Raw genomic sequence first — 21,322 nt, 5'->3', positions numbered from 1 at the left:
GGATGCTCCTATTCCAACGGGCCGGCCAGCGAGCGCTGGGCGACAGCTTTCCTGCCGCGCCGCGTCTCGCGATAGAAGGTGTAGAGACCGGAGCCGATGATGACCGCGACGCCGACCAGCATCCAGCTATCCGGCACTTCCGCAAAGAAGAAGATGCCGATCGCGATCGACCAGATGAGGCTGGTGTAGCGGAAGGGGGCGATGACAGAGATGTCGCCGGCGCGCATCGCCAGCACGATCGTCTGGTAACCGAGCATCAGCAGGATGCTCGCGGCGGCGATGTGGCCGAAGGTGGTCGCCGACATCGGCTGCCAGCCGCCCATCGGCTGGATCAGCACGGCACCGACGATGGTGGTGACGAGGGAGGTCGATACGGTGATGTAAAGCGACGGCACCTCATGGCCGATGCGGCGGGTGCAGAGATCGCGCGTTGCCGTTACGAACACGCAGGCGACGACGGTCAGCGCCGCCGGAGTGAAACCCTCGGGGCCGGGTCTGAGCACGATCAGGACGCCGATGAAGCCGGCGATGATCGCCGTCCAGCGCCGCCAGCCGACCGGCTCGCCGAGGAAGAGGGCGGCGCCGAGCGTTACGGCGAGCGGCAGCGCCTGCATGATCGCCGAGGCGTTGGCGAGCGGGATCTGGCCGAGGGCGGAGATATAGGTGACCGAGGCCAGCGCCTCCATGGCGATGCGCAGCAGGATCACCGGCTTCATCAGGGTGCCGAGCGGCCTGAAGGCACGAAACTGCCAGGCGGCGAGCACGACCATCGCGGTCGTCAGCAACCCGCGCACGAAGATGATCTGGCCCACATTCATCGCGCCGGTGACCGATTTGACGAGCGCGTCGTTGCAGGAGAACGTGACCATTGCCAGGCACATGAACAGAATGCCGCGGAAATTGGTGGAGGCTTGCATGCTTGGTGTCCTGCGGCGCCGGCGAGCGGGTCGCTGCCGACGGATGGGGAGGCGAATCCACGGGATGGGATCGCCCAATGTTTAAGCATTGGCCGCGGTCTTGTGCAAACGGGTTCGCATGCGCTGGCCGCTTTTCTTTCAGGGCAAGTAGAACGGTTGGAAACGGCCGCGGGCGAACGTGAGCTTATTCGCGGAATCTTAAGTTTCGCTGCCTATCGTCGCCACAATTCCGCATCCATTCGCATGACGCGATCGGCGGGGTGGCGCCGCAGTAAACCTTGCAGGGTGGCCATTCCAGGGATGTCTGCCGAGGGCTTGGGAGAGCCTGCGGCAACTACCCCATCGGTGTTCCCACCAAGAAAAGCCGCCGCGCGGGCCTGCTTCCCATAAGAATAATTCAGGGGTGCGCAATGTCTTTCATCGATCGCCTGCTGCAACGCTTGCGGATCGTCACCAAGGTTCTGCTTTTCGTGGTTCCGCTGGTGGCGCTGATCGCCGGTATTGGTCTCATTGGCTTCTTTACCGCCCGCACGCTCAACGGCCATATGACCGTGACGCGCGAAACCATCAACAATCTCTCGGATTTCCAGGCGCTGCGCAGCGCGCTGCAGACCTTCTCGGATGCGCCGAGCGAAGAAACGAAAACAGCGCTCGCGGGCCAGATCGACGAGCAAGAAAGCGGCGTGAAGGCGCTCGATAGCCTGCTGACGCGTGATCAGGACAAGGCGGAGATCGCTTCCGTTCTTGCGCTGGGGAAGGCGATGCGCGGCCAGACCGAAAAGCTCTGGGCGACCAAGCTCGAACGGGACCAGGTGACGGCATCGCTGGAAGCGGCACTCGCCGACATGACCGAGCAGGGCAATGGCGCCTACAAGCAGATCGATTTCATCCGCAAGGAATCCGGTGAGAAGGAAGCCTTTGCCAAGGCGCTGCTCTTCGACGCCGCCGCCTATCAGGGCCTTGCCGAGCGCATCAAGAAGTTCCGCCTGCCGGTAACGATGGCCGTCAATCCGGATGCCAAGATCGACCAGGCCGGCAAGCTGCTGCCGCATCTGCTGAAACAGATCGACGAGGCGGAAAAGATCGCCTCGGAAAAGGTACAGGCGCCGATTGCCGACGTGAAGGATCAGGCGCTCAAGGTTCAGGCGATCCTTGCCGGTGCCGAAGACAGCGAGGCGAAGAAGAACGCGCTGGTGCCGATCCTCGGCAAGTTCTCCAAATATGAGGCGGACTTTGCCAAGGAGGCCGCGAAGAACTCGGACACGGCCGCCAAGCGCTTCGTCGGCATGGACGCCGAGATCTCGCAGCTCAAGACTCTGATCACGCTGATGGGCGACACCTTCAAGGGGCTCGACAGCACCCGGCTGCATATCAGCGAGCTGCACCGCAAGCTCGATGCGGCCGGGCGCGAGCCGGTCATGGCCGACATCGAGGCGGTTCGCGAAACGGCGGCCAAGCTCGGCGAACTCGGCGGCAAGAACGCGGCTCTCCGTGACCTGCCGGCGAAGCTCGGCCCCTCGCTCGACAACATCGCCAAGGACACCGCAGCGCTGATCGACGTCGGCAGCCGCTGGCAAGCGGCGAAGGCGGAAGCCTCGTCGCTCGTCGCCGCTGCCAGCACCACCCTCGAAAGTTTCGTCAGCAGCGCGCAGGAAGCCGGCAAGGTCGACAGCCAGCGTTCGGCCGACGTTTCGATCGTCGCCATGATCGCCGGCACGCTGCTTGCGATCATCGGCGGCCTGATGCTGGTCGAAACCCTGCGCGGGCCCCTGAAACGGGTGACCGAAACGATGACGCGGCTTGCCAGCGGCGATCTCGATGTCGCCATCGAGGGCCGCAACCGCGGTGACGAGATCGGCGACATGGTGCGCTCCGTTGCCGTGTTCCGCGACAATGCCGTCGAAAACGTGCGGCTGGGGCGCGAGGCGGAAGCGGCACGCGCGCTTTCGGCCGAGGAGGAAGCGCGCCGCGCCGCCGAGCGCGCCCGGGTCGAAGCCGAGCAGATGCAGGCGCTGAATGCGCTTTCGGATGTTCTCGCAGCTCTCGCCGACGGCAATCTCGAGGAAGGCATGGCCGAGGATCTGCCGGCCGACTACGTGATCATGGCGCGCACCTACAACAATGCGGTCGAGGCGCTGCGGGCGACGCTTGCCGACGTGCGTATCGTCACCGGCGAGATCACCGGCGGCACCGGCAACTTGGCAACGTCGGCTGACGACCTGGCACGCCGCACCGAGCAGCAGGCGGCGGCGCTCGAGGAAAGCTCGCGGGCGCTTCGCCAATTGACGGAGATCGTTCGTGCGACGGCGGAAAGCGCGCGCAAGACGACCGTCTCCGTCGGCGAGACCAACTCCTATGCCAAGCATTCCGGCCAGGTGGTGGCCAAGGCGATCGATGCGATGGCGGAGATCAATCGCTCGTCTGAAAAGATCGGCACGATCATCGGCGTCATCGACGAAATCGCCTTCCAGACCAACCTTCTGGCGCTGAATGCCGGCGTCGAGGCGGCACGGGCAGGCGAGGCGGGCCGCGGTTTTGCCGTCGTGGCCCAGGAAGTGCGCGAGCTTGCCCAGCGTTGCGCCGGTGCCGCCCGCGAGATCAAGGGGCTGATCTCCGAAAGCTCGGCCCAGGTGAGAAGCGGCGTGGCTCTGGTGCAGGAAACCGGCGATGCGCTCACCGTCATCAACAGCCACATCACCACGATCCACGATCTCGTCAGCAATATCGAGGCTTCGGCCGCCGACCAGTATACCGGCCTCAACGAGGTGAATTCGGCGGTGCACGAGGTTGAGTTGATCACCCAGCAGAATGCCGCGATGGTCGAGGAAAACACCGCCGAGATCCACGGGCTGCGCCGGCAGGTGGAAATGCTCAACGAGAAGATCGAGCGCTTCCGCACCGGTACGGAAGGTGTTGCGGTACAGGGGCGGGGTCGCGTCGGCTACGCGGCTTAGATTTGGCTTGTCTTTGGGTATGACGGTCATTCTTTGAAGGCAACGCCGTGCGGATCAGCCCCTCACCCTAACCCTCTCCCCGCAGGCGGGGCGAGGGGACGTGCCCAAGGGGGCGCTTGCACCGGCATCCAACGGATGCTTGAGCCGCTTTGATTGTTATCAGCCGCCGGCTCCCCGTATCCAGAGGAACACCGTGAGTAAGCGAAAGCGTCGCCTCACGTTTCCTTCTCCCCGCTTCGCGGGGAGAAGGTGCCGGCAGGCGGATGAGGGGCTGCCTGCCGGCAATCCAAATCGAGAAGCGGAAAGGTCAGCCGCCGGTGACGCTCATGTGGCGGGCGACGGCGGGGCGGTTGTGCTCCCGGTCGATGATGAAGTCGTGGCCCTTCGGCTTGCGGCCGATCGCTTCGTCGATCACCTGGCTCAGATAGGCATCGTCATCGGAGGCGCGGAGCGCCGTGCGCAGGTCGGCCGCGTCGTTCTGGCCGAGGCACATGTAGAGCGTGCCGGTGCAGGTGAGGCGGACGCGGTTGCAGCTTTCGCAGAAGTTATGCGTCATCGGCGTGATCAGGCCGAGCCGTCCGCCGGTTTCGGCGACCTCGAGATAACGGGCCGGGCCGCCGGTGCGATAGGGAATGTCCGAGAAGGTGAACTGCTCTTCCAATTGCCGGCGCATTTCCGAAAGCGGCATGTAGTGGTCGGTGCGGTCTTCCTCGATCTCGCCCATCGGCATGGTTTCGATCAGCGTCAGGTCCATGCCGCGGCCGTGGGCCCAGCGCATGAGATCGGGGATCTCCGCGTCGTTGAAACCTTTCAGCGCCACCGCGTTGACCTTGACCTTGAGGCCGGCAGCCTGGGCCGCGTCGATGCCTTCCATCACCTTGGCGAGATCGCCCCAGCGGGTGATCTGGTGGAACTTCGCGGGATCCAGCGTGTCGAGCGAGACGTTGATGCGCTTGACGCCGCAATCGACGAGCTCGGTCGCATATTTCGCAAGCTGCGAGCCGTTCGTGGTCAAGGTCAACTCGTCGAGCCGGCCGGCCTCGATCTCCTTGCCGAGTTCGCGCACCAGGAACATGATGTTCTTGCGCACCAGCGGTTCGCCGCCGGTGAGCCGAAGCTTACGCACGCCCTTGGCGATGAAGGCGGAACAGAGCCGCTGCAATTCTTCGAGCGTCAGCAGATCCTTCTTCGGCAGGAAGGTCATGTGCTCCGCCATGCAATAGGTGCAGCGGAAATCGCAGCGATCGGTGACGGACACGCGCAGATAGGTGATCGCCCGACCGAAGGGGTCGATCATCGGAGCGGTTTGCTGCTCGATCGGCGTTGCGCCGATCCTGTCTATCGTGGCTGTGTTCAAGCGTCTTTCTCCCAGCCCTTTCAATGTCGTTGCTGAGAATGGTCGCGTCAAGGCGCATACTGTCGCAAAGTGTTGATCGGAAGAACAGGGTAATTCAGGCGGCAATGCGGTGCGTCACTTTATCCCTGGGCCGGAATCGGTTTGAAGATGAAATAGACGGCGAAACAAGGCACTGCCTTTTGCAGCCTACTGCATGTCTCCTTAAATCGACCTCGATTTAAGGACAAAGACATGCAGCAAATCAAAGTGCTACAGCGACCTTTGCGCGTCTGATTAGACGCGCGGCGCTGTAGAAACAGGAGCAGGCAATATGAGTGAAATCTGGCCGACGGAACTGCGTGTCTCCAAGGACCGTCACCGGCTCGTCGTCACCTTCAACGATGGCGCATCATTCGATCTTTCGGCGGAGATGCTGCGGGTGCTTTCGCCGTCCGCCGAAGTGCAGGGACACGGCCCCGGGCAGCGGGTGACGGTACCCGGCAAGCGCAACGTGCAGATCATTTCGGTACAGCCAACCGGCAATTATGCGGTCCGCATCGGCTTCGACGATTTCCACGACACCGGCATCTTCACCTGGAGCTATCTGCGCGAACTCGGCGAGAAGGGTGAAGAGCTGTTCGCCGCTTACGAACAGGAACTCGCCGACAAGGGCATGTCGCGCGACAAGGCGGAGAAGCCGCGCTGACCATTACAGCGCCGCGCGTCTTATCAGACGCGCAAAGGTCGCTGTAGCACTTTGAATGCTGCATGTTTGGTCCTTAAAGCGGTTACGATTCAGGAAACATGCTGCAGGTACGTCAGGCCAGCTCGTGCTCTTCCTTGAGCAGAATGCCGATCAGCCGCTCCATGGACTGGGCGACGATCATGCATTCCTCGATCGGCGCGCCCACCATGGACTTCTCGATCAGCGCCGTGTGGATTTCCATGGCGGCCTCGGTCAGCGTGCGTCCCTCCGGCGTCAGCGACAGCCGCAGCACCCGTTTGTCCTTCTCGTCACCGCGGCGCAGGATCAGCCCGCGCTTCTCCAGTTGCGGCAGCAGCATGCTCATGTTGGAACGGCCGACCAGCAGCTTGCGGGCCAGCTCCTGCTGCGAGATGCCATCGAACCGATAGAGATTGATCAGGATGTCGAGGTGCGGCGGCTTGATGTCGAGATGGGCGATCTCGCGCGTCAACGTCTGCTGCATGAGCTGGCAGGCGCGCGCCACGGCGATCCAGCTGCGAAAGCGGGGATGATCCCAGGGAAAATGGCGTTCGTTCGTCACTTGATTTTTGTTCAACGTTGTACAATTATGTTCAGCATTGAACATAACAAGAGATTCCCACTATGGCATCCTTTGCGATCAAGGTCATCCGCCATGCGCTGAAAGGCGTGGCAGCGCTCTCGCCGGAGACCGCCGGTAGCCTGGCTTTCAAGCTTTTCAGCATCACACCCGGCCGAAAGCCGAAAAACGCCAAGGAAAAGGCGGCTCTTGCCGCGGCGGAGCCGGTGATCGCCAAGGCAAAGCCGGTGACGCTTTCCTATGCCGGTGGCTGGGTGCTGGCGCGGCAGTTCGCGGCGCCGCACGGTGCGGCAAACGCCAAGCGCATCCTGCTCGTGCATGGCTGGGGATCGCGGAGCGACTACCTTGCTGCGATGATCGATGGGCTGGTCAAGGGCGGCGCCGAGGTGGTGACGCTTGACTGGCCGGGGCATGGCGGCTCGCCGGGACGGACGCTCACCATGCCCGCGGCCGTCAGGGCAATCGACGCCGCCTGGCGGCATTTCGGCAATTTCGACGTCTGCGTTGGTCATTCCTTCGGCGGCGCAAGCCTTGCCTGTGCGGCGGGCGGCATCGTCTGTGACGTGCGCAGCCATGTGGCGAAGAAGCTGGTGCTGATCGGCGCGCCGAGCGAGATGACCTGGCTTTTCAAGGGCTTCGGGAAGGTTCTTCGCCTGGCGCCGAAGACGCAGGCTGCCTTTGAAGGTGTCGTCGAACGTCTCTCCGGCCGCCGGCTCGAGGAATTCGACGCTGCGCGGATCGTCGGCGTCCTGGCCGTGCCGACGCTGATCATCCATGCCGAGGACGACAAGGAGGTCGCGGCCGATCATGCGCGCCGCTATGCAGCCGCAGGGCCGAATGTGGAGATCCATTGGGCGAACGGCCTCGGCCATCGCCGCATCGTTTCGGCTGCCCCCGTGATCGCGCGGATCAACGCCTTCATACACGCGGAAGATCAAAAAGCCGCCGCCTGACACTTTTTCGTTGCTGCCGTCATCAGACTGTCATGCTATCGGTCGAAGGGTCGCTTTGGCGAGATCTTTCGGTATTGGAGGACGGCATGACGGTCATCACCTCGGTCGAGGAACTCAACGCGCTCTATGGCGGTGTCAGTGAAGCTTCGGTGGCCAAGGTCACCAAGACGCTGACGGCGGAATATCGGCTGATGATCGAGGCTTCGCCCTTCTGCGCGCTCGCAACTGTCGGGCCGGAGGGGCTCGATTGTTCGCCCCGCGGTGACGACGCTTGCGTGGTTCGGATTGCCGACGACAAGACGGTGCTGCTTCCCGACTGGCGCGGCAACAATCGGGTCGATTCGCTCGCCAATATCGTGCGCGATCCGCGCGTGGCGCTGATGTTCCTGATCCCCGGATCGAACACGACGATGCGCATCAACGGCACGGCCGTGCTGTGCATCGATCCGGCCCTTACCGACAGCTTCGAGGTCGATGGCAAGCACCCGCGCAGCGTCATTGTCGTGACCATCGGCGAAGTCTATTTCCAGTGCGCGCGCGCCGTGATGCGGGCGCAGCTCTGGAACTCCGACCGTTTCCTCGATCCGGCAACGCTGCCGACGCCCGGCACGCTGCTGAAGGCTGCCAAGGCGGATTTCGACCGCGAAACCTATGACCGCGAATGGCCGGAGCGCGCCGCCAAGACCATGTGGTAGGCTGCCGTCCGGGCTGACCCGTCCGGTCGCCCATCAGAAAGGCGCGTGGGTGGAGGCGAGGGTGCGGCGGCAAGGTCTGACAGGTGCATCTGCCATCCTCTTCGCGCTCGCTCTCTTGGCCGACCGGGCGACGGCTGCCGAACCAACGCTTTCGGAGAAACTGCGCCTGCTGGCTGCCGCCTATCCTGGAGCTATCGAGCAGATCGACGCCAATACCCTGATCCTCAGCGATGGCGGGCCGCCGCTTGCGATCGACGACGGCAGGAAGAAGAGCCACGCCGAAAAGCTCGCCGCGGCCGATGTCGAGGACAGCCTGTCGCAAATCTATCCGCTGGGTGCCTGCGCGAGACCGCCGGCCGTCGATTTCGAACCGGGGCGCATCCGCAGCGAAGTGCTCCTGAAACGGCTCTATGGCGGCAACGCCAAGGCAGTGAGCCAGGATCTCGTCACCGTCGATTGGTTCGGTGAGCGGCTGCGGGTCACGCGCAAGCACGGCGCCGCAGAGGCACTGAAAGCGGTCGCCGCCGACCTCTCGCGGCATGCCGGCCTGAAGCGCTATCTCAGCCCAAGCGCCGGCACCTTCAACTGGCGGCGGATTGCCGGCGCTGACACGCTTTCGGTCCATAGCTTCGGGGCGGCCATCGATCTCAATACGGACTTTGCCGACTACTGGCGCTGGGCCGGGAGGGCGAGTGGCGGCGCGCTGCGATATCGCAACCGCTATCCGCTTGATATCGTCGGGATTTTCGAGCGTCACGGCTTCATCTGGGGTGGCCGCTGGTATCATTTCGACACGATGCACTTCGAGTACCGGCCGGAGCTGATTGCGATTGCGCGGAACACTGGGGCTGATGCATGCGGCCGATAAGCGGTGAGGTTTTCACCACAAGCTCAATCGCGAACGATGACCGTGGCGCCGATCTCGACGCTGGCATAGAGGTGTTCGACATCCTCGTTGGCCATGCGAATGCAGCCGGATGACATTGCCTTGCCGATCGACGATGGCTGGTTCGTGCCGTGAATGCGGTAGATGGTGGAGCCGAGATACATGGCGCGCGCGCCGAGCGGGTTGCCGATGCCGCCCTTCATGCTGGCCGGCAGGATCTTGCCCTTCTTCGCCTCGCGGGCGCGCATTTTTTCCGGCGGTATCCAGGTGGGCCATTCGGCCTTGCGGCTGACCGTGTTGGTGCCTGTCCAAAGGAAACCGCTGCGGCCGACACTGACGGCATATTTGACCGCAACGCCGCCACCGAGGACGTGGTACAGACGGCGCTCGGAATTGTCGACGATGATCGTGCCCGGGGCCGCTGCTTCGTTGAAGGCAACCACTTCGCGCGGGATCGGCGACTGGCTGATGTCGCGGCGCAGAGCTTTCGATTTCGCACCGCCCTTTGACAGGATCTGAAGCGAACTCGTCTTGGCGGTGGCGCTGTCGAGCGAGGCGACGGTGATCGGCGCGTCGTCCGCGGCCTTCGCCGATGTGGTGACGCCTGCAAGGAAGCTGGTGGCAATCAGCGCTGCGAGAATGGTCTTCATGGTGGTCCCCCCTCGGTTGCGGGAACCGTCCACGCCTGTCCTCGAGCGGTTGTTCCCCGTTGAGGAGAGTTCTAGCGGTTGTGGCGAAAGGCGGCTGTTTCCAAGGGAACGCGGCTCTCAAACGCAAATGGCGCCCGGGGCGGCGCCATTTGTAGGTATAGGACCAGGAGAAGGATCAGCGCCGATAGATCAGCCAGTTGCGGCCGGATTCCTTGCGCATGCCGTCTTCAAAAAGAACGGTCTTGTTTCGCCCGCCATTCTTGGCCGAATAGAGCGCGATATCCGCCTTGTTGTAGAGATCGACAGGGTCTTCGGCCGCGGTCGCCATGCAGACGCCGACGGAAAGCGTGATCGGGCCGTAGTTGACCCCGGTCTTCGAGTTCCGGAAGGGCGTTGCCGCAAGCACGGTGCGGATGCGATCGGCGATCTGCAGGCATTCCTCCTGGGTGCTGTCGCCGAGGATGATGGCGAACTCCTCGCCGCCGGTGCGGGCCACGAAGGCCTCGCGGCGCAGGTTGGCGCGAAGCACGCCGCCGACGGTCGCGAGGATCTTGTCGCCGACCGGATGGCCGAAGGTGTCGTTGACCTTCTTGAAATGGTCGATGTCGGCCACGAGCAGGCCGGTGAAGTTCTTGAGGTGCTCGCTGTTGTAGACCGCGGCCAGATTGTCGTCGAAGGCGCGGCGGTTGGCGAGGCGCGTCAGCGAATCCGTGTTGGCGATGCGCTTGTACTCGTCGAGTTCCTGCCGGATGACTTCCATCTCGAAGGATTTCTGCACGACCGTCTGCACGCGCTCCTTGCCCTGGCTCATCGTCTCGGCCGTCGCGTCGGTCAGGATGCCGATCGCATGGCGCAGGATATCGGCGCTGGAAGCACTCTTGCTGATGATGTTGACATAGGCCTCGTCGAGAACCTTGTTGTAATTCTCGAGCGCGTATTGCTCATCCTTCAGCAGGGTGACGAGTTCGGCAAGCTTGGCTGCAAGCGTGGTGTGTGCGCGCTCGATGCCGGTCGAGCGGTGGATATGGCTGAAATATTGCGCGCCGATCGCGTCCAGCTCTTCCTGGGTCGCGCGGCTGCCGAGGGCCGCGAGCTCCTTGGAGAGCTGCGGGTTGGAGCCGAGATAGGCTTCGTAATAGAGCTCGTAGTTGCGGGGGATAGGCGCGACACCCATCATGCGCATGGCATGGGTCACTTGCGCTGCGATATCGGGCGTTTGAGCTTTGCCCGAGTTTGCCGTTTGCATGTGCAAATCCCCTAATATTAATCACTGCTTACGGGTTATGATTTTTAGGGGCAAATGATTTGCGAAGTCTTAATATTTGCCGCCGCCGCGGACCGCAATTCGATCGATTGCGGCCGTTTTCGCCGATCTATCCCTTGCGTTTGCGGCTTGAAGCCACGGCGCCGGTGAGGCGCCGTGGTGTCTCAAAATGGATCAGGCCGGGCTGATCATCGTTTCCGGGCGCACGATCGCGTCGAACTCTTCGTTCGTCACATAGCCGCCGCCGACGGCTTCTTCGCGCAGCGTCGTGCCGTTCTTGTGGGCGGTCTTGGCGATCTTGGCGGCGTTGTCGTAGCCGATCTTCGGAGCAAGCGCGGTGACGAGCATCAGCGAGCGGTCGAGCGCCGCCTTGATGTTGTCTTCGCGTGCCTCGATGCCGACGACGCAGTTGTCGGTGAAGGACACGGCCGCATCGGCGAGCAACTGCACCGACTGCAGGAAGTTGTAGGCCATCAGCGGGTTGAACACGTTGAGCTCGAAATGGCCCTGGCTGCCGGCGAAGGTCAGCGCCGCGTGGTTGCCGAACACCTGGACGCAGACCTGGGTCAGCGCCTCGCACTGGGTCGGGTTGACCTTGCCAGGCATGATCGACGAGCCGGGCTCGTTTTCCGGCAGCGACAGCTCGCCGAGACCGGAGCGCGGGCCGGAGCCGAGGAAGCGGATGTCGTTGGCGATCTTGAAGAGGGCTGCGGCCGTCGCATTGATCGCGCCATGGCTGAACACCATGGAATCATGGGCGGCAAGCGCTTCGAACTTGTTCGGCGCCGAGGTGAAGGCGATGCCGGTGATCTTGGCGATCTCTTCGGCGACCTTCTCGGCAAAGCCGACGGGCGCGTTGAGGCCGGTACCGACGGCCGTGCCGCCCTGGGCGAGTTCGCAGAGGCCGGGGAGCGTCATCTCGATGCGCTTGATCGAGGAGGCGACCTGGGCGGCATAACCGGAGAATTCCTGGCCGAGCGTCAGCGGCGTCGCGTCCTGGGTGTGGGTGCGGCCGATCTTGATAATGTGGCCGAACGCCTTGACCTTGGCTTCGAGCGCCTTGTGCAGGTGCTTCAGCGCCGGCAGCAGGTCATGGATGACGCGTTCGGCGCAGGCGATGTGCATCGCCGTCGGATAGGTGTCGTTCGACGACTGGCTCATGTTGACGTGGTCGTTCGGATGGACCGGCTTCTTCGAGCCCATGACGCCGCCGAGCAGTTCGATCGCCCGGTTCGAAATCACCTCGTTGGCATTCATGTTCGACTGGGTGCCCGAGCCGGTCTGCCAGACGACGAGGGGGAAATGGTCGTTGAGCTTGCCATCGATCACTTCCTGCGATGCCTTGACGATCGCATCGGCGATGGTCGAATCCAGGCGGCCGAGCGCCTGGTTGGTGCGGGCGGCAGCCTGCTTGACGATGCCGAGCGCCCGGACGATCGAGGCCGGCTGCTTTTCCCAACCGATCTTGAAATTGCCGAGCGAGCGCTGGGCCTGAGCGCCCCAATAGCGGTCGCTTGCCACTTCGATGGGGCCGAACGTATCTGTTTCCGTGCGCGTCGATGTCATCGTGATACCTGCCTTGATCATGCGGTTCATGAAGCCTGGGCGAGGGGGCCGCGCGGCGGATCTCCCCAGGTGCCGGGCCTCTCTCTGCCCCGCCTGCCGAAGCTTGTAAAGGGGCGTGGCGCGGCTTGCCATGCTACAATCGTTTGAAACGTTGCAGTGCAACAAGGCAGCCCCGCAGCGAACGTGATTCGCGCGCTTCCGGCCCGCTGGCGCCGTTGTGATGTTTCGGTCACAGGCACGGTGTTCTTTTCGGGCGCCGATTGCCGGCTGCGGCCCGCCCATGACCTCCTGCTGAAATAAAATCCATATGGATCAAATTTTTATCCCCCTTCGAACGTTATGGAATCGAGGCGTTTGCTGGGAGGAAGAAGAAGGATCAAGGTCGATGTTCGCAGGCGCGTTTCCTTTTCATTCACCATCCTTTTCTATAACTTTCAGTGCACGAGGGCGTGGCGAGAATCTGGCTTCAGCCGAATTCGGCGACAACGCGATACGGGGACGTAGTTTCATATGAGAGTAATTAAGACGGCAGCGATCGTGGCGCTTATGAGCGGCTGTGCGATCGTGACCATGGATGCGCGGCCGGCTTCGGCCTTCTCGTTTGCGGATTTCATCCGGGCAGGCAGAAAGAAGCCAGATTCCGCCGAACAGAGCCAGCCAGCCCAGCCGCTCCCCGGCATGGGCGCAATGATCGGCCCGCAGCAGGCCGCCAGGCCGCTGCCGAAGGTCACCGGGCCGAAATACTATACCTACAAGGCCGAAGCGCTGCGCCGGATCGCGACCGACAAGCTGCTCGACCCGGTGGTGACCGGCTCCGTGCGCAACGGCGCACTGCCGCCCATGCTGCGCATGCCGCTTGCCGATGCGCGGCAGTTCCTTCCGGAAATCAACGTGCGTGCCACGGGCGACGTCGCAAAGGCGGTCGAGGCTCATTACGGCGCGCGCATGGATTACATCTGGATTGGCGCCGAGGGCGTGAATGCCAAGGCGAAGGCGGCGATCGCCGTTCTCGCCGATGCCGCCAAGGTCGGCCTCGATCCGCAGGATTATGCCGTCAGCGTACCGGCCGATAGCTTCGACCGCGGCGACATGATCGCGCGGGAAAAGGAGCTGCTGCAGTTCGAAATCGCTCTGTCGGCGGCAACGCTCACCTATGCGCAGGACACGGTGCGCGGCCGCATCGATCCGAACAAGATCTCCGGCTACCACGACTTCAAGCGCAAGACCGTCGACCTCACGTCGCTTCTCGACAAGCTGTCTGCGAGCGCCGACGTCGCCACGCTTCTCAACGACCAGAACCCGAAGAGCGCGCAATTCGCCGCCCTCTCCGTCGAACTGGAGAAGCTGAGGGCGGAAACGGGCGCCGAGCAGCGCGTCGAGATCGCGCCCGGCACCCTGCTGAAGCCGGGAGAGAGCAATCCCGAGCTCGCGAATATCATTGCCGGTATTCGCCTCAAGGGTTCGGAGGCGCTGAAGGCCGAGCATGCGGCGGTTCTTGCCGCCTATCAAGGCACGCCGGAATACACGCCGGAACTGGTGTCGCTGGTCGAGGCCTTCCAGAAGGAGCACGGGCTGAAGGCCGACGGCGTCGTCGGCCAGGCGTCGGTGCGCATCCTGACAGGCGGCGACAGCGTGGCGAACAAGATCAACAAGCTCGAAATCGCCATGGAACAGGCGCGCTGGCTGCCTGACGGCCTCGGCGACCGCTACGTCTTCATCAACCAGCCGGCCTTCACCGCCACCTACGCCGACCAGGGCGCCGAGCAGTTCTCGATGCGCGTGGTCGTCGGCTCGAAGACGAACCAGACCTACTTCTTCCAGGACGAGATCCAGACCGTCGAGGTTAATCCGTATTGGGGCGTGCCGCAGTCGATCATCGTCAACGAGATGCTGCCGAAGCTCAGGAGCGATCCGAACTACCTCGACCGCATGGGCTACCAGGTCGAGATCGGCGGCCGGGCGGTTCCGTCGGCGTCGGTCAACTGGAACGGCTCGACCGCTTCGATCGCCGTGCGCCAGCCGCCGAGCAGCGACAATGCGCTCGGCGAGCTGAAGATCCTGTTCCCCAACGCGCATGCGATCTACATGCACGACACCCCGTCGAAGAGCTTCTTCAAGCGCGACAACCGGGCACTCAGCCACGGTTGCGTGCGGCTTGCCGATCCGCGCCGCATGGCGGCGGCCGTGCTCGGCACCAGCGTCGAGGATGTCGGCAAGGAGATTGCCGACGGCCGCAACAAGGCGCTGCAGGTTCCGGTGAAGGTGCCGGTTTATGTCGCTTATTTCACGGCCTGGCCGAACAAGGATGGCGTCGTCGAATATTTCAACGACGTCTACGAGCGCGACATGTACATGAACCGCGCCCTTGACGCGACGCGGGGCGCCCGCAGAGCCGAAGGATAAGGCATAAGGGTAGAAACGGCCGCTTCGAGCGGCCTTTTCTTTGCGACTATCGGGCTTCGAGCAGAGCGGAGACCAAGTCCGGCGTCAGCTCATCGAAGTGGCCGATGATCTTCGTCGGCTCGAGGCTTTCGACGGGGACGTCGGAGTAGCCGAAAGGAACCGCGATCGACGGCACCGCGGCATTGCGCGCGACGAGGAAGTCGTTGAGGCTGTCGCCGACCATCACCGAGCGTTCGGCCCGGCCGCCGGCATTGGTGACGGTTCTCAGCAGGTGCTCGGCATTCGGCTTGCGCACTTCGAACGTATCGCCGCCGGAAATCGCGGCGAAGCGTTCGATCAGTCCCAGGCGTTCGAGCAGGCGCTTTGCCAGCTTTTCCGGCTTGTTGGTGCAGACCGCCAGTTTGAACCCGGCGCCGGAGAGGCGGTCGAGTGCGTCGATGAGGCCCGGATAAGGCAGCGAATCGCCGGGCATCGAGCCGTGGTAGAAATCGACGAACTCCTTGAGCTGCCATTCCAGCACGTCTTCAGCGAGCGGCTTTTCCCGGAGCGCGAAGGTGCGCTCGATCATCGCGCGTGCGCCGTGGCCGACGAGGTGGGTCAGATCGGCATAGCCGACCGGCGCGATGCCGGCCTGGGTCACTGCATGATTGAGGCTCGCGACCAGGTCCGGCGCGGTATCGACAAGCGTTCCATCAAGATCGAAGACGACTATGGGAGATGACACCGAAAAACCTCATGGCACCGGAAACGTTGCCGTTCGGGTAGGCGAAGTGACGGCAGAATGCAATGGGGAGTACACCTCGCAAGCGGTGCGGAATCCTTGGCGGCAATTTCATTTTGACTTTTGTTTGCGTCGCCGGGCGTGTAAGTGTCTCAGCGGAAAACGGGCGCGCGGTTCGCAGATTGGAGCGAAGTCGTCCGTCGGCGTTACAAGGGAGCGACTGGCGCATGGACGCCCGCGAAATGAAAATCAAAGCCGCGGCTGCGGCTCTGGAATATGTCGAAGACGGCATGCGCCTCGGCATCGGTACCGGCTCCACGGCTGAGGAATTCGTCCGACTGCTGGCCGAGAAAGTCGCGGCCGGCTTCCACATCGAAGGCGTTCCCACTTCGGAGCGTACGGCGCGACTCTGCCTCGAGCTCGGTGTACCGTTGAAGTCGCTCGACGAACTGCCGGAACTGGATCTGACGATCGACGGCGCCGACGAGGTCGATGGCCGGCTGCGGCTGATCAAGGGCGGCGGCGGCGCATTGCTGCGTGAAAAGATCGTCGCGAGTGCCTCGAAGCGCATGATCGTGATTGCCGACGAATCGAAGGTGGTCGACGTTCTCGGCGCCTTCAAGCTGCCGATCGAGGTCAACCCCTTCGGTCAGGTGGCAACGCGGATCGCGATCGAGAAAGTCGCCGCGCGGCTCGGCCTTTCCGGCGAAATCGCCGTGCGTCAATCCCATGACGGCGCCTTCAAGACGGACGGCGGGCACCTCATCCTCGATGCATCTTTTGGCCGTATTCCTGATGCAGATGCGCTCGCGGGAGAGCTGAATGCCATTCCCGGCGTCGTCGAGCACGGGCTTTTCATCGACATCGCGTCGCTGGCGATCATTGCAGGGCCGGAAGAGGCACGCATTCTGACTGCGTCCTGAACCGGCTCCCGACAGCCCGCACCGGGCTGGGAGCGGCAAAGACAAACAGGTTTCCATACATGCGGGCCTGGCGGCGGCAATCGCCCGGGCAGCATGCGACAAACACAGGAGCAAGGGTAAAAATGAACAAACTCGCAGGTCTTGTCCGCACATTCGCTGCCACCGCGGTTCTGCTTTCCGCATCGGTTCCGGCGGTGCAGGCCCAGGACGTCTCCGAAGAGCAGATCAAGGCGGCGCGCGCGACGATCGCAGCGCTTGGCGTCACCAACAGCTTCGACAATATTCTGCCGAATCTTGCCGAGCGGCTGAAGAACACGCTGATCCAGGCATCGCCGAACCATCAGGAACTCATCACCGCGACGGTTGACGAGAAGGCGCTCAGCCTTGCCGCCCGCCGCGCCGACCTCGAAAACGAAGCGGCGACGATCTACGCCAAGACCTTTTCGCTGGAAGAACTGAACGCGATCACGGAATTCTACGGTTCCGCCGCCGGCAAGAAGCTCCTGAACGACGGCCCGATCGCTTCGCGCGAACTGCTCAAGGCCGCCGACATCTGGGCGTCAGGCGTTTCCCGCGACCTGACCCAGGAAGCGACCAAGTCGCTCGACGCCAAGGTTGGCAGCACCCAGCCGGCGGCCGAAGGCGCTGCCCAGCAGCCGGCGCAATAATCGAGCGCGCCGGCGCCGTTCATCACGTTTCAAGGAGCCCGGAGTGATCCGGGCTTTTCTTTTGCCTGGAGGCACCACTATATGTGCCTGCGGCCCGGTCGTCGGCTGGGCGCGACCGGCTGCCGGACGCGAGATCCTTCGGCCAGCTTTCCATTTCGCCATTCCGGCCCGCTTGCTTTCAGGAGACTGCCCATGCCCGCATTCGACTATGACCTCTTCGTAATCGGTGGCGGGTCCGGTGGCGTCAGGAGCGGGCGCCTGGCGGCGAGCCTCGGCAAGAAGGTCGCGATCGCGGAGGAGTTTCGTTATGGCGGCACCTGCGTCATCCGCGGCTGCGTGCCGAAGAAGCTCTATGTCTACGCGTCGCAGTTTTCCGAACATTTCGAAGACGCCGCCGGCTTCGGCTGGTCGGTCGGCGAGAGCCGGTTCGACTGGAAGAAGCTGGTCGCCGCGAAGGAACAGGAGATCACCCGGCTCGAGGGGCTCTACCAGAAGGGGCTGAACAATGCCGGGGCCGAAATCCTGCATACGCGCGCCGAACTCGTCGGCCCGAATACCGTTCGCCTGCTCGACAGCGGCAAGACGGTAACGGCGGAGCGGATCGTGATCGCCGTTGGTGGTCATCCGACGCCGCATGACGCGCTGCCGGGACACGAGCACTGCATTTCCTCGAACGAAGCTTTCGATCTCGCAGAACTGCCGAAGTCGATCCTGATCGCCGGCGGCGGCTACATCGCCGTCGAATTCGCCAACATCTTCCACGGCCTCGGCGTCGAGACGACCTTGATCTATCGCGGCAAGGAAATTCTCTCGCGCTTCGACCACGACCTGCGCCGCGGGCTGCACGTGGCGATGGAAGAGAAGGGCATCCGTATCCTCTGTGAAGACATCATCCAGTCGGTCACGCTCGATCCCGACGGCAAGCGCATCGCGCACACGATGAAGCACGGCGACATCGCCGTCGACCAGGTGATGCTGGCGCTTGGCCGCGTGCCGAACACGAAGGGGCTCGGTCTCGAAGCGGCTGGCGTCAAGACCGATGAACGTGGCGCCATCGTCGTCGACGCGTTCTCGCGCACCAGCGCGCCCGGCATCTACGCGCTTGGCGACGTGACCGACCGCGTGCAGCTGACGCCGGTCGCGATCCACGAGGCCATGTGCTTCATCGAGACCGAGTACAAGAACAATCCGGTCTCGCCGGATCACGACCTGATCGCCACCGCCGTCTTCTCGCAGCCGGAGATCGGCACGGTCGGTCTGACGGAAGAAGAGGCCGCGCGCCGCTTCGACGAGCTGGAAGTCTACCGCGCCGAATTCCGGCCGATGAAGGCGACGCTTTCGGGCCGCAAGGAAAAGATGATCATGAAGCTGGTCGTCAATGCCGCCGACCGCAAGGTGCTTGGCGCCCATATCCTCGGCCACGACGCCGGTGAAATGGCACAGTTGCTCGGCATCTCGCTCAAGGCCGGCTGCACCAAGGACGATTTCGACCGGACGATGGCGGTGCACCCGACGGCGGCCGAGGAACTGGTGACGATGTATTCGCCGTCCTACCGCATCCGCAAGGGCGAGCGGGTCTGACCGCCTCTGGCGGATGCACCTGCAAACCCTCCCGGTGGTCCACCTGTCGCGCGCCTGTTGCGCCGACGGTGGGCATGCGCCGCGATGTGGGGGCCTCCTGCCGCGGGCCGGAAGCCGCCGGACACGATTGATGAACAATCTGTCGTCCGCTCGTCGCCGTTTCTGCGCAGAAAGGGGCGGCGGCGAAGTGGCGCTACTATCTCGTTGAAATTGCGCACAATTCTTTCGGGATGTCGCCTTGGCTTTTCAGGATTGTGCGCTGCCCGGACATATCCTTGCGCCGGATGTGTCCTGCAGCGCAATGAATTCTGGTAGGATGGCTTTCCAAGCGTTTCCTTAACGTCTATAAGCCCGCATTCCGCGGCGTTTCCGCCCGGGGCCGGCACAGAGGCCGGGCTCAGCGTCCGGGCAGGGCACGTGGATGTGAGTGAAATTTCCGAATACCGGGCGGCCGCCTTCGGCCGTCAGGGCGCGACCCGCGCGGATGGATCCGCGGCAGACAACAGGTGAACGAAATGGCACAGACTTGGACTCCAAACAGCTGGCGGCAGAAACCCATCCAGCAGGTGCCGGACTATCCGGACCTGGCAGCGCTTGAGGCGACCGAAGAACGCCTCGCGAAGTATCCGCCGCTGGTGTTTGCGGGTGAAGCGCGCCGTTTGAAGAGTGCCCTTGCGAATGTCGCCGAAGGCCGCGGCTTCCTGCTGCAGGGCGGCGATTGCGCCGAAAGTTTCGCCGAGCACGGCGCCGACACGATCCGCGACTTCTTCCGCGCCTTCCTGCAGATGGCCGTCGTCCTGACTTTCGGCGCGCAGCAGCCGGTGGTGAAGGTCGGCCGCATCGCCGGTCAGTTCGCCAAGCCCCGTTCTTCCGGCGTCGAGAAGCAGGGTGATGTGACGCTGCCGTCCTACCGTGGCGACATCATCAACGGCATCGAGTTCACCGAGGAAGCGCGTATCCCGAACCCGGAACGCCAGATCATGGCCTACCGCCAGTCGGCTGCAACGTTGAACCTTCTGCGCGCCTTCGCCATGGGCGGCTATGCCAACCTCGACAACGTGCACCAGTGGATGCTCGGCTTCGTCAAGGACAGCCCCCAGGCGGAACGCTACCGCAAGCTCGCCGACCGGATCTCCGAAACCATGGACTTCATGAAGGCGATCGGCATCACCTCGGAAAACCATCCGAGCCTGCGCGAAACCGACTTCTTCACCAGCCACGAGGCGCTGCTGCTCGGCTACGAGCAGGCGCTGACCCGCGTCGATTCGACCTCGGGTGACTGGTACGCCACCTCCGGCCACATGATCTGGATCGGCGACCGCACCCGCCAGCCCGACCATGCCCACATCGAATACTGCCGCGGCATCAAGAACCCGCTCGGTCTCAAGTGCGGTCCTTCGCTGACGGCCGACGGCCTGCTCGAGCTGATCGACATTCTGAACCCGGCCAACGAAGCCGGACGCCTGACGCTGATCTGCCGCTTCGGCCATGACAAGGTGGCCGAGCATCTGCCACGCCTCATCCGTGCGGTCGAGCGCGAAGGCAAGAATGTCGTCTGGTCCTGCGATCCGATGCACGGCAACACGATCACGCTCAACAACTACAAGACCCGTCCGTTCGAGCGGATCCTGTCGGAAGTCGAGAGCTTCTTCCAGATCCACCGCGCGGAAGGCACGCATCCGGGCGGCATCCATATCGAGATGACCGGCAACGACGTGACGGAATGCACCGGTGGTGCACGTGCGCTTTCCGGCGACGATCTTGCTGACCGCTACCACACGCATTGCGATCCGCGCCTCAATGCGGACCAGGCGCTGGAACTGGCGTTCCTGCTTGCCGAGCGCATGAAGGGCGGCCGCGACGAGAAGAAGATGGTCGTCAACGGCTGATCCCGCCGCGCCGACAAGGCGCACGGGCGTGCAGGCGTGGTTCAGCTTTTCTGAACCTCGCCGGGCGGTTTTGAATTTGACAATGCCGGGCCGGCTCTCGAAGCTGGCCCGGCATTTTCGTGTCTGGAGCAGGAAGCGGCGCGCGTGACCGTACTGCCGCTTTCACCTCATGGCAGGATGACGCATGATGATTGCGCTTTGGGGGGACAATGCCGGACGTTCACAAGGGAACCTGCCTTTGCGGGGCCGTGCGCTTTGCAGCGCATGGTGAGTTGCGCGAGCTGATCTATTGCCATTGCAGCCAGTGCCGGAAGCAGACCGGCCTCTATTACGCTGCGACCAATGTAGAGGATCGGAACCTCGAGGTGGAGGGGGCGGAGAACCTCACCTGGTATCGGGCAAGCGAGACCGCCGGCCGCGGCTTCTGCCGCCATTGTGGATCGGCCCTGTTCTGGAAGGCGGATGGGCTGGACTATACCTCGATCCTGGCCGGTGCCTTCGAGAAGCCGACCGAGTTGAAGGGCGGCTATCACATCTTCTGCGAAGATCAGGGCGACTTCTACGAAATCAGCGACGACTTGCCGAAATATGCGGCCGGGCGCGGCTGAGCGT

18 protein-coding genes are annotated in these 21,322 nt (G+C 63.2%); 11 read left to right on the top strand and 7 right to left on the bottom strand.

What is annotated here, in order from left to right:
* Window positions 1–8: 8 nt before the first annotated feature.
* A complete protein-coding gene (locus QM996_RS08095; protein ID WP_500269993.1) occupies window positions 9–917 on the bottom strand; it encodes a DMT family transporter in 909 nt (302 codons plus the stop codon).
* A 410-nt stretch (window positions 918–1,327) separates the two neighbouring features.
* On the opposite strand from QM996_RS08095, the gene QM996_RS08090 reads away from it, so the two are divergent.
* Window positions 1,328–3,871: a methyl-accepting chemotaxis protein gene (locus tag QM996_RS08090; protein ID WP_500269992.1), complete on the top strand. Its 2,544-nt coding sequence runs from the start codon at window positions 1,328–1,330 to the stop codon at window positions 3,869–3,871.
* A 307-nt stretch (window positions 3,872–4,178) separates the two neighbouring features.
* On the opposite strand, the gene moaA is transcribed toward QM996_RS08090, so the two are convergent.
* Complete coding sequence (moaA, locus tag QM996_RS08085; RefSeq protein WP_500269991.1) at window positions 4,179–5,228, bottom strand: GTP 3',8-cyclase MoaA; 1,050 nt, start codon at window positions 5,226–5,228, stop codon at window positions 4,179–4,181.
* A 310-nt stretch (window positions 5,229–5,538) separates the two neighbouring features.
* On the opposite strand from moaA, the gene QM996_RS08080 reads away from it, so the two are divergent.
* The gene (locus QM996_RS08080) at window positions 5,539–5,913 is read left to right on the top strand and encodes a gamma-butyrobetaine hydroxylase family protein (RefSeq protein ID WP_500269990.1); all 375 of its coding nucleotides are present in this window, start codon (window positions 5,539–5,541) and stop codon (window positions 5,911–5,913) included.
* A gap of 112 nt (window positions 5,914–6,025) precedes the next feature.
* Here the strand turns inward: QM996_RS08080 and QM996_RS08075 are convergent, their stop codons facing one another.
* Window positions 6,026–6,508, bottom strand: coding sequence for a MarR family winged helix-turn-helix transcriptional regulator (locus QM996_RS08075; RefSeq protein WP_500269989.1), 483 nt, complete (start codon window positions 6,506–6,508; stop codon window positions 6,026–6,028).
* 47 nt (window positions 6,509–6,555) lie between these two features.
* On the opposite strand from QM996_RS08075, the gene QM996_RS08070 reads away from it, so the two are divergent.
* The 3 genes from QM996_RS08070 to QM996_RS08060 all read left to right on the top strand — a co-directional run bounded on the left by QM996_RS08070 (window position 6,556) and on the right by QM996_RS08060 (window position 9,027).
* Window positions 6,556–7,464 (top strand): alpha/beta fold hydrolase, encoded by a 909-nt coding sequence (locus tag QM996_RS08070; protein WP_500269988.1) that lies wholly within the window; start codon window positions 6,556–6,558, stop codon window positions 7,462–7,464.
* A gap of 86 nt (window positions 7,465–7,550) precedes the next feature.
* Entirely contained in the window at window positions 7,551–8,159 is a 609-nt protein-coding gene (locus tag QM996_RS08065; protein ID WP_500269987.1) for a pyridoxamine 5'-phosphate oxidase family protein, read from the top strand.
* Window positions 8,160–8,220: 61 nt separating this feature from the next.
* On the top strand, window positions 8,221–9,027 hold the full coding sequence (locus tag QM996_RS08060) for a M15 family metallopeptidase (protein WP_500269986.1): 807 nt from the start codon (window positions 8,221–8,223) through the stop codon (window positions 9,025–9,027).
* Between the two features lie 23 nt (window positions 9,028–9,050).
* Here QM996_RS08060 and QM996_RS08055 read toward each other — a convergent pair whose 3' ends face one another.
* The 3 genes from QM996_RS08055 to fumC all read right to left on the bottom strand — a co-directional run bounded on the left by QM996_RS08055 (window position 9,051) and on the right by fumC (window position 12,525).
* Window positions 9,051–9,695 carry a L,D-transpeptidase gene (locus QM996_RS08055; protein ID WP_500269985.1) on the bottom strand — a complete coding sequence of 215 codons (645 nt, stop codon included), beginning with the start codon at window positions 9,693–9,695 and terminating at the stop codon, window positions 9,051–9,053.
* A 175-nt stretch (window positions 9,696–9,870) separates the two neighbouring features.
* A complete protein-coding gene (locus QM996_RS08050) occupies window positions 9,871–10,941 on the bottom strand; it encodes a GGDEF domain-containing protein (protein WP_500269984.1) in 1,071 nt (356 codons plus the stop codon).
* Between the two features lie 192 nt (window positions 10,942–11,133).
* A complete protein-coding gene (gene fumC, locus QM996_RS08045) occupies window positions 11,134–12,525 on the bottom strand; it encodes a class II fumarate hydratase (RefSeq protein WP_500269983.1) in 1,392 nt (463 codons plus the stop codon).
* Between the two features lie 510 nt (window positions 12,526–13,035).
* On the opposite strand from fumC, the gene QM996_RS08040 reads away from it, so the two are divergent.
* Window positions 13,036–14,928 carry a L,D-transpeptidase family protein gene (locus tag QM996_RS08040; RefSeq protein WP_500269982.1) on the top strand — a complete coding sequence of 631 codons (1,893 nt, stop codon included), beginning with the start codon at window positions 13,036–13,038 and terminating at the stop codon, window positions 14,926–14,928.
* 46 nt (window positions 14,929–14,974) lie between these two features.
* On the opposite strand, the gene QM996_RS08035 is transcribed toward QM996_RS08040, so the two are convergent.
* Window positions 14,975–15,652, bottom strand: coding sequence for an HAD family hydrolase (locus QM996_RS08035; RefSeq protein WP_500269981.1), 678 nt, complete (start codon window positions 15,650–15,652; stop codon window positions 14,975–14,977).
* A gap of 224 nt (window positions 15,653–15,876) precedes the next feature.
* On the opposite strand from QM996_RS08035, the gene rpiA reads away from it, so the two are divergent.
* From rpiA to QM996_RS08010, 5 genes are all read left to right on the top strand, one after another.
* Window positions 15,877–16,572 carry a ribose-5-phosphate isomerase RpiA gene (gene rpiA / locus QM996_RS08030; protein ID WP_483502838.1) on the top strand — a complete coding sequence of 232 codons (696 nt, stop codon included), beginning with the start codon at window positions 15,877–15,879 and terminating at the stop codon, window positions 16,570–16,572.
* Window positions 16,573–16,694: 122 nt separating this feature from the next.
* Window positions 16,695–17,240: a DUF2059 domain-containing protein gene (locus QM996_RS08025; protein WP_500269980.1), complete on the top strand. Its 546-nt coding sequence runs from the start codon at window positions 16,695–16,697 to the stop codon at window positions 17,238–17,240.
* Window positions 17,241–17,432: 192 nt separating this feature from the next.
* Window positions 17,433–18,821, top strand: a complete 1,389-nt coding sequence (gor, locus tag QM996_RS08020) for a glutathione-disulfide reductase (RefSeq protein ID WP_500269979.1) — start codon at window positions 17,433–17,435, stop codon at window positions 18,819–18,821.
* Window positions 18,822–19,336: 515 nt separating this feature from the next.
* Window positions 19,337–20,710 (top strand): 3-deoxy-7-phosphoheptulonate synthase class II, encoded by a 1,374-nt coding sequence (locus QM996_RS08015; RefSeq protein ID WP_500269978.1) that lies wholly within the window; start codon window positions 19,337–19,339, stop codon window positions 20,708–20,710.
* Between the two features lie 209 nt (window positions 20,711–20,919).
* Window positions 20,920–21,318: a GFA family protein gene (locus QM996_RS08010; RefSeq protein ID WP_500269977.1), complete on the top strand. Its 399-nt coding sequence runs from the start codon at window positions 20,920–20,922 to the stop codon at window positions 21,316–21,318.
* The last annotated feature ends 4 nt before the right edge of the window (window positions 21,319–21,322 follow it).

The organism is Sinorhizobium chiapasense, from assembly GCF_045277575.1.
Lineage (GTDB): Bacteria > Pseudomonadota > Alphaproteobacteria > Rhizobiales > Rhizobiaceae > Ensifer > Ensifer chiapasense_A.
The sequence above is the reverse complement of the archived record's forward strand: the minus strand, read 5'-3'. Positions and strand labels throughout refer to the sequence as shown.